Annotated in this window: 6 protein-coding genes; 1 reads left to right on the top strand and 5 read right to left on the bottom strand. The window is 45.1% G+C overall.

What is annotated here, in order from left to right; translation table 11 throughout:
• A partial coding sequence (locus V7Q33_RS04515; RefSeq protein ID WP_333819023.1) for a SusC/RagA family TonB-linked outer membrane protein occupies positions 1-1,825 on the bottom strand: 1,825 nt, incomplete at its 3' end.
• A 347-nt stretch (positions 1,826-2,172) separates the two neighbouring features.
• Between V7Q33_RS04515 and V7Q33_RS04510 the strand changes: the two genes are divergently transcribed.
• A complete protein-coding gene (locus tag V7Q33_RS04510) occupies positions 2,173-5,007 on the top strand; it encodes a triple tyrosine motif-containing protein (RefSeq protein ID WP_333819022.1) in 2,835 nt (944 codons plus the stop codon).
• A gap of 185 nt (positions 5,008-5,192) precedes the next feature.
• Here V7Q33_RS04510 and V7Q33_RS04505 read toward each other — a convergent pair whose 3' ends face one another.
• The 4 genes from V7Q33_RS04505 to V7Q33_RS04490 all read right to left on the bottom strand — a co-directional run bounded on the left by V7Q33_RS04505 (position 5,193) and on the right by V7Q33_RS04490 (position 9,482).
• Positions 5,193-7,532, bottom strand: a complete 2,340-nt coding sequence (locus V7Q33_RS04505) for a glycoside hydrolase family 3 N-terminal domain-containing protein (RefSeq protein ID WP_333819021.1) — start codon at positions 7,530-7,532, stop codon at positions 5,193-5,195.
• 281 nt (positions 7,533-7,813) lie between these two features.
• Positions 7,814-7,990, bottom strand: coding sequence for a hypothetical protein (locus V7Q33_RS04500; protein WP_331980139.1), 177 nt, complete (start codon positions 7,988-7,990; stop codon positions 7,814-7,816).
• 473 nt (positions 7,991-8,463) lie between these two features.
• On the bottom strand, positions 8,464-8,898 hold the full coding sequence (locus V7Q33_RS04495; protein WP_331980141.1) for a DUF1987 domain-containing protein: 435 nt from the start codon (positions 8,896-8,898) through the stop codon (positions 8,464-8,466).
• Between the two features lie 2 nt (positions 8,899-8,900).
• Positions 8,901-9,482 (bottom strand): SiaB family protein kinase, encoded by a 582-nt coding sequence (locus V7Q33_RS04490; protein ID WP_331980143.1) that lies wholly within the window; start codon positions 9,480-9,482, stop codon positions 8,901-8,903.
• Positions 9,483-9,500 lie beyond the last annotated feature (18 nt).

Raw genomic sequence — 9,500 nt, 5'->3', positions numbered from 1 at the left:
AACCGAATCGGTTGTTCCTACCAAAGCCGGATGAAGCGTCTCTGCGAATAAGTGCCGAGAGTAAATATTTACTTCCAAAGCCGTATTCACCGCGCACGAAGAATGATTGTAATCTCCTTTCATTCTGCCAGGATGATGTATTGTTGAGCAAATTGGCTCCATCCGTAGCCGATATATCTGCAAAGGCGTTTGAGTTATAGGGCACGTTATAGCCTGTGCCGCTCAGGTTCTTGTTGATGTCGGCAAGTATGGATGTACCCAGCGTTGCTTTTACCTTATGAAACTCACCAAACGATTTGTTATAGTTCAGGAAGGCTTCCAGATTATAGTTGAAGTACGTAGTGCGTCCTTCCATAACGTTGTTATAAACGGGTATACTTACTCCGTTGGCAATGGCTGTGGTGCGGGGTGTCAGGTTTCCATCGAGCGCTGTGTTCTGCGCTTTGCCTGATCCGTAATATACCAGCGGGTTAAACGTCTTGTCGTCTACAATGGCGTAGTTATAACCGGCACGTCCGGAGAGCTCAAAGTTATTGTTGATCTTGTAGGTGATCTCTTCTTTGCCCACCATTTTATTTACACGCGATTCATTAAAGGTATTGGCGATTTGCGCCAGCGGGTTAATCACTTCGGTTACATCTTCGAGGTATGCATACGTACCATTGCTGTTATAAGGCGATGCAGCAGGGTTTGCATTGATGGTGTTGAACAACACAGAAGATATACTCATCTCCGGCAATGTTTTTCTGCGCTCATTGGTATAGAGGAATACGCTTTGCAGCGTTACCTTAGGGGCGAGGTCGGTTGTAAAGTTGAGGCGTGCATTGTAACGCTTATAACTCGACTTCGATCCGCCTACAATACCATCCTGGTTCATGTATGAACCACCAATGGAATATGTGCTTTTATCAGAACCACCATTGATGTTGAGGTTGTAGTTCTGGATCGGTGCTGTTTGAAAGACTTCATTCTGCCAATCGGTACCTTTGCCCAGATTTACATTGGCGAAAGGAGGCGTAAGGCCACCGGCAGCATACGCTTCGTTCTTCAGTACAGCGAACTCGCGTGCCGAGAGCAGATCAAGTTTCTTTGTTGTCTCTTGCACACCATAATATCCATTGAAATCAAGTGTAGGTTTTGAGTTTCTCTTTCCCTGTTTGGTAGTAATGATGATTACACCGTTGGCCGCGCGTACACCATATATAGCCGCCGTTGCGTCTTTCAATACGTTGATGGATTCTACATCCGAAGGGTTCAATGCACTGAGGCCATCCGTGGAGTAAGGTACGCCATCTACCAGAATAAGCGGGTTGTTATCGCCATTGGTAGAAAGCCCGCGGATGCGAATGTTCCAGGCACCCCCCGGAGAACCAGAAGCAGATGAGATCTGTACACCCGCTGCCTGGCCTTGCAACGCCTGATCCAGGCGCACCGGGTTAAGCGTAGCCAGCTTCTGCCCATCGACTACCGCTACCGAACCTGTAAGTTCTTTCTGTGTAGTGGTTCCATAACCGATCACCACCACTTCCTGTAGTGCCTGGGTATCGGGCAACATTTTCACATCGATCGAGGTTTTGCCAGCAACGGTAATTTCCTGCGGTACGTACCCGATAAAGCTGAGCAGCAGCACCGCATCAGACGATGTGTTGGTAAGAGAGTATTCACCGTTTGCATCGGTCACCGTTCCCTGCGATGTCCCTTTAACAAGGACGTTCACTCCGGGCAGCGGCTGGTCATTTTCATCTGTCACACGGCCTTTCAAAAGGCTTTGGCCGTACCCGACCAGCGACAGCGTCATTAAGAGCGCCAGTAGTTTTGTTTTCATGCGTTAAATTTGGTTAAAGTCAAGCACTCCGCGTTCACGAGGGTTTTAGGATCGAAAACGTTTGAGTGTGCCAACAAACTTCGCAGGAAAAGCTTCAGCTATCAATAAACAGGCCTCAACAATACTACATCAAGCGGGTATTTATGGCTACATCAAAACTACATCAGTGTAATGTAAAATATTAAATTTCAATGGATTTCAAGCATTTTGAGAGTAGATTTGAACACTACATCACCTTTCCTTTAAGCCTTGTCATGAATGGGAATCCATTTTTTACGAAGTACTTCTTAATCGTCTTCGCGGGACTATTCACTACCCTATCCTCTCGTGTCTGTGCACAGTCGCCTTTGTCTGGACTGCCTTTCACCCGCAACTTCCAGTCGGTTGAATATAATGCTGGTATTCAGAACTGGTGCATTACCCAGAACCGGCTCGGGCTGGTCTACATTGCAAACAACTTTGGGCTGCTGGAATTTGATGGAGACCAATGGCATGTGTACGGTGTAAAGAATGGAACGAAAGTGCGAAGCGTGGCCATCGATGCCCGCGGACGGATATACGTGGGTGGTCAGGGCGACTTCGGCTACTTCTTTCCCGATCAGTATGGAAAGTTGCAGTATACTTCGCTGGCTGACAGCCTCGAAAAGCAATTCCGGAATTTTGATGAGACGTGGAGCGCCTACATTGATGGCGACAAGGCGTACTTCTGCACCTTTTCTGCCATATATGTGTACGACCAGCATAAATTCACCGTCATTCAGGGACCGAAGGGTATCGATCATTCCTTCCTGGTAAATCGTCAGTTGTATGTAAACCAGCCATCAGAAGGATTGGGCATGCTGGAAGGAGCACGCATCCGCCTGATCAAGGGAGGTGAGAACTTTAAGAACCGCAGTATTTCATCCGTTCTGCCGTTGCACGACAACCATTTGCTGGTGGCTACTTCCTATGATGGTGTTTATACTTATAATGAGGGGATTCTGCAGCCGTGGAATGAATCCATGCAGTCGTTTCTGAAGGCTTCTATTGTGAATTGTGTGATCCGGCTGCGCAACGGGAACTTTGCGATCGGTACGCAGAACAACGGCCTGCTGGTAATGAATCCTGAAGGCAACCTGCTGATGCAACTTACGAGCGGTCACGGTATTGAAACCTCCACAGTGCTGAGTATATATGAAGATGATCTCAGCAATTTGTGGGTGGGCCAGAACAACGGACTTGCCTATGTGGAGTCGGGCTCGCCTTTTACCTTCATCAATAGGCAAATAGGCTTACCAGGCTCCGGCTATTCAGCCTATCTTAGAAATTCGCAGCTATACCTCGGTACCAACACGGGAGTATATATTCACGAGAAGGGCGATAAGTTCAACTTCAGTCTGATCGAGAACACGCGCGGACAGGTATATCATATCGGCGAATACTCCGGCAACCTGTTGATAGGCCATCATAACGGTGCTCTGCGCATCGAAGGTAAAGCGGGTATACGGCTTTCTAATGAGTTTGGCTCATGGGTATTTCTTCCACTTAAAGATCATCGCACAAAACTGGTTGAGGGAGTATACTCCGGTTTGCAGGTATACGATTTGGTGAACGGACAATGGCGTTTTCGGAAAAAACTGAAAGGCTTCGATGAGTCTTCGCGCGTGATGGCTGAAGATCCTTCCGGTGATATTTGGGTAACACACGGCTATAAGGGCGCTTATAAGATTAAATTAAGTAATTCGCTGGATAGCATCGAAAAGGTTTCGTTCTACGGTGTGGATAAAGGATTTCCTTCCAACTTGTTGATCAACGTTTTCAAAGTACGCAACGAATTGTTGTTTACCAGTTCGAGCGGAGTATATAAATACGATGCGGCCAGCGACCGTTTTATACCGGACGATTTCTTTACATCACGACTCGGTAAAAATGACCAGGTATGGTTTATACGTGAGGATGCACTGGGGAATATATACTTTGTAAGTCGCGAACATATTGGTGTATTCCGGAAGAATGCACTGGGTGAATATGTTCTTGAAGAAAATGTATTCAACAAGATCCGAAAGTACCTGAACGATGATTTGATGAATATTGCCATCCTGCAAAACAACGATGTATTGTTCGGAGCGAAAGACGGTTTTATTCATTATGACCCCACCATGAAAGACAATCGCGCACTGATGTTCCATACACTGATCCGCAGAGTAGGCATCACATACAACGGCGACTCTACACTGTTTTATGGTAACTACAGCACGAATGATTCTATCGTAAGCAACCAGCTTCACGGTTACAGGCCAGAGCTTCCTTATAAAAATAATTCGATTCACTTCGCCTTTGCCGCTACTTCCTATGAAGGTAACGCTGATCTCACCTATCAATACTACCTGGAGAATTACGAGAACAACTGGTCGGAGTGGAATAGCAAGACACAGAAAGAATATACCAACCTGAAGGAAGGAAATTATACTTTCCATGTTCGTGCTCACAATGTAAATGGGGAATTGAGCAATGAGGCTACGTATACGTTCACCATACTACCTCCATGGTATCGTTCAGTATGGGCATATTCATTTTATGGTTTGTCGGTAATGGCGTTGTTGTTCACAGGCTTCAATTTACTGAATCGGAAATACCAGCGCGCACAAAGACTGCTGGAACGAAAACAACAGGAACAATTAAATCAGAAAGACACTGCGCTTGAAATGCTCTCGCAGCAATCGCAGGAAGAAATTACGCGTTTGCAAAATGAAAAACTGGAATCGGAACTGCAGCACATGAATAACGAGCTGGCCACATCCACCATGCATTTGCTGAACAAGAATGAATTTATTACCGGTATAAAAAATCAACTCGCCCACATTCTGAAGAAAAACGACAACGAAGAGGTAAAGAAGGAACTGGCACAGATTACGCGAAATATAGAGCAGAATATATCTGCCGATGCAGACTGGGTGCATTTTCAGTTTCACTTTGATCGCGTGCATGGCGATTTCACCAACCGCTTCAAGGCAGCATTTCCGGCATTGAGTCCGCAGGAAGTTAAACTAAGTGCTTATCTGCGCATGAACCTTTCTTCTAAGGAAATCGCGCAACTATTGAACATCTCGGTGCGCGGTGTGGAGATAAGCCGCTATCGCCTGCGAAAAAAGATACAACTCGACCGCAATAAGAACTTGCAGGATTTCATTCTGAACTTTTAAAATATATTCTTCATAAGAAAGGAGCAAAAACAAATTTGCTCCTTTCTCCGTTCTGGCTAAAGCCTGGGGCCATTCAATTCAAACTATTCGGGTTTTCTTAATTGGCAGCAGCCATATAAAAATTATCCTTATTATCAGGGCTATATTTCACGGTCACCTTAGCACCGCTAAATGCCATAACTATACTATAACTGCGGGGCTCCTTCGCGGAAGGTCTTAGCTTCGGTAAGGCTGAATTTACTTTTTAATGTACCAATATTAACTTCATATTCACCCTTCTCAACAATCCAGTGCAGGTCTTTGCCTACAAAGGCTATATCTCTTGCACCGAGTGTAAACGTTACCTTCTGCGATTCGCCGGGTTTCAATGTAATTTTTTCGAAACCGCGCAGGCGTTTTACATCAGGTGTAACGGAAGCATATAGATCAGAAACAAATAATTGTACTACCTCTTTCCCTTCGCGTGAGCCCGTATTCTTTACTGTTACAGAGACCGTAATTTTCTCATCGGGTGTAAAAGATGCTTTACTTACCTGCAAGTCGCTATAAGTAAAGGAAGTATAGCTTAATCCAAAACCAAAAGGATATTGAATGGCGAAGTCTGATTCATAATCGTATACACCTTGCATCTTGTTCTGCTCTTCGGATGGTTTGTGATCGTAGGTTACCAATGTGTTGGCATACATCGGGTATGTATAGGGAAGTTTACCGCTGGGGTTTACATTGCCATAGAGTACATCGGCAGCAGCATCGCCGCCAAGGTTGCCGGGTAAATATAAGTGTACTACAGCCTGCACATCTTTTTCAATGGCACTAATCAGCCTCGGGCGGCCTTCGTTCAACACAAGAATTACTGGCTTGCCGGTTTTATTCAAAGCTTTTACAAGCGCCAGTTGGTTAGCCGATAATGTAAGATCATGCAGGTCACCAGGTTTTTCAGTATAACTGTTCTCGCCTACGCACGCTACTATATAATCTACCGATGCAGCAGCTTTTACGGCAGCATCTATGTCTACATCTTTCTCTTCCCAGTATTTACCGCCATTATTGTAAGCTACTCCCTGTATGAATGTAATGTTCTGCTTGCCGCCTTTCAATTGAAGCGCTTCCAATATAGTGTTATATTTTTCACCAAACTCGTCTGCCTTCTCGCCTTGCCAGGAGTATGACCAGCCACCATTCAACGCACGCATGGTGTTAGCGTTGGGTCCTGTTACCAGTATCCTGGCAGTTTTCCTGAAAGGAAGAAGATTGTTATTATTTTTCAACAGCGTGATCGCTTCGGACGCTGCCTGATAGGCTGATTGTTCAAAAGCTTTGCTGCCGAACTCCGGATAATCTTTAAAGTTTGTTACCGGCTTCTCAAATAGCCCGAGGTCAAATTTCAGTGTGAGTATTCTGCGTACAGCATCATCGATGCGGCTCATGGGCACTTCACCTTCTTTTACCAACTCGATCAGGTAATCGCAGAAACGGAAGTTATAGGGGATCATCGACATGTCTATACCAGCGTTGATGGCGAGCTTAACAGCTTCTTTTTGTGTAGTCGCTACTTTATCACGATCATGAAGATTTTCGATATCCTTCCAGTCGGTAACCACTACGCCTTTAAAGCCAAGTTCTTCTTTCAACAGTTTGGTGAGTATATTTTGATCAGCATGCACGGGGATACCGTTGATCAACCCTGAGTTAATCATGATCGAATGTGCTCCTGCATCAATCGCTGCCTTGAAGGCAGGCAAGTGTCTTTCGCGCAATTCAATCTCCGGTATAAAGGCCGGTGTTCTGTCTTTCCCCGACTGGGGCACCTGGTATCCTAAAAAATGTTTCAGGGTAGATGCTACATGCTGCGGGTTTTTCACATCGCCACTTTTGCCTTCATATCCTTCTACCATCTGCTTGCCTAATTCTGAGGTGAGGTATACATCTTCACCAAAGGTTTCCCACAGGCGAGGGAAGCGTGGATCACGACCGAGGTCAAGCACAGGTGAAAAACTCCATGGTATAGCAGAGGCCCTTGTTTCATACGCACAAATTTCGGCACCATGTTTTACCAGCGCGCGATTCCATGTTGCCGCTTGCGCTATTTGCTGCGGAAAGAATGTAGCGCCAGCTGTGTACGTTGCGCCGTGTATAGCATCGATACCGTAAATAACCGGTATCTTCAACCGTGTTTCTTTTGTAGCAACTTCCTGTATCTGACTGATTATTTCATGCCACTTCTCTGTAGAGCGTGCACGGTTATTTGCTGTATTGAGCACAGAGCCAATCTTGTAGTCGATGAGCGCTTTCTTTACCCGCGCCATATCTATCTGCAACGGTTCATCACTTACATATTCGCTTTCGCCTTTGGTAATTACATCGAGTGTGACTTGCGCCATCTGCCCTACCTTTTCTTCCAGAGTCATTTTAGCGAGTAACGCTTCAGCCCTTTCGTTGGCGCTAACGGGTTGAACAGGTTGCTGTGCCTGAAATACAAACATCAGTACGAGGGAAAGGCACCAGGTGCCTGCAATTCTTTTCATTCTTGATTCATTTAATTGGGTATGTAAACGTAAAGGATTTTTTTCACAGTATATATACCGAAATGCGTCATCTTGCTCTAATGGCTCTGCTGAAATAGCAACAAGCTGCCGATGTTGCCATCAGAATAACGGCAAAAGAAGCCTTACACTGGATCGGTCAGGCCCATTACCATCACTATATCAGGCCAGCACGCTGTAAAATATATCCACAGTCGTATATAGTTTGATTACATCTATAGTCGCCCACAAAATTACCTAAGAAAAGATTAGCCAGAGTCCATTTACAACACTATCATCTGAAACAACACCGGGCGACTGAAATTATACCTGTCGCTGAATAAATATAGCGATAGCGATTCTGCTACGATCTCGTCAAACGGATTTACTTGTTTTGTGAAGTATTGCGTGTCAATGTCGGGCGAGGCATAGTTCCATGCATAGGGCACTCTATTGAACATCGTAGTGATTGATATACCGCAATGGGCGGACGGCAAACATGGAAGACAACTACCAGGAAATTGAAACTTACCAAAAGCGTAGGAAGTTGCGAGTGCACATTATACAGCGCGAGTTCAAGATCAATTGAGTCAGAATTTGAGTACAGATGTAATCAACGGCGTTGAGAAAAAAAGATGTGATCGCTGCTCATTACCCAACTGACAAGCGATTGAATGTTGAATGGCTAATAATGCTTACAGTGTAAACCATACGCTGGCCGGATGTACATTGAGCGGATCGCAGGTGAAGCAGTAAGAGACCGTGGACGCAGCGTATGCCGTACACCGCTATAGACGATCTTCCACCAGGACTCTATGATGATTGAGCTCAGCTCCGAGAAAGAATATTGGAGCAACTGGTTTATTATTACGTAATGAGGTTTGTCAACGATCATGCACATTCCGGCATGATCGTTGGCTTTTTATTTTTAGCCTTAATCAAGTTCGTACTCCACCATGTTGATGGCAAGGCCACACTCCTCCTGAAAATCTTCTCCTTCCATCAATATCTCGTCATCATCCGGATTGGGATAGTACCAGTTCACGGCTACTTCAGTACCACTATTCTGTAAATTCTTCAAGACGCGCAACATCTCCAGTATGGCACGCGATGAACTGGTATTAAAATAACTAAATCGCAGGTCGAGGTAAATTCCTTTTCCTCCGCTACGTGTGTAGGCCATGAACCATTCCGCGATCTTCTTATAAAACTCATAAGGCTCTTCCAGGTACGATTCTCCGGAAATGCTGCAACGGCCTGAGGCCGCTTCCAATTTTACGGATGGAGAGAAGTACACATCTCTTGATCCTTCCAGTATTAAATCTTCCATAGTCTTTGTAGTATCTACCTCAGCGTAAAGTATATTCATCACTATCCATTTTCCTCCTCCCCACTCTTTTCATCGTGACGCGATATGCTCACAGATATAGTAAAGAATGAATGATGGTCGTCAATCCGCTTAGCATCGATCTCCAACGGGAAATCTGACTTCAGTGCAACCTGTATCAGCCCTATATTTCCTCCTTTATGATCGGGGGCTATTTCTGCACTTCTGTACTTTCGCTTCATTGCGCGAAGACTTTCACGGTCCAGCTTATTGATCTCGGCACATTTCTCGATGATCTGTTCCAGTACATCATTCTTTACCATGTTACCCGACATGAGCGTATACATATCAGCTGTTTCATATACCGCCAGGGTTCCAACCCCCCACTTCACACGCTGTTCCATCGTGTTTTTCTCTGACGAGTACATGGAAACATTTTGTGCGAGCTCCATAAAAACAGCAAACAGACGCTTGCCTACTTTAGGAGAGTCAAAAACCTTCTTGCGTATCTTGTTTCCGATCTCGGCTAGAATCACGTCATCAAAAGGTCCCTTGTAATAGATGATGATGTCTTGTTCATTCATGGTGCTGTACAGATCCATTAACCTTGCATTCGTCTTGTCCATGTAGTATATCGCTGTATC

Source organism: Ohtaekwangia sp. (genome assembly GCF_036786105.1).
In the GTDB taxonomy this organism is placed as follows: Bacteria; Bacteroidota; Bacteroidia; order Cytophagales; family Cyclobacteriaceae; genus Ohtaekwangia.
This window is presented reverse-complemented; position numbering and strand designations above follow the sequence as displayed.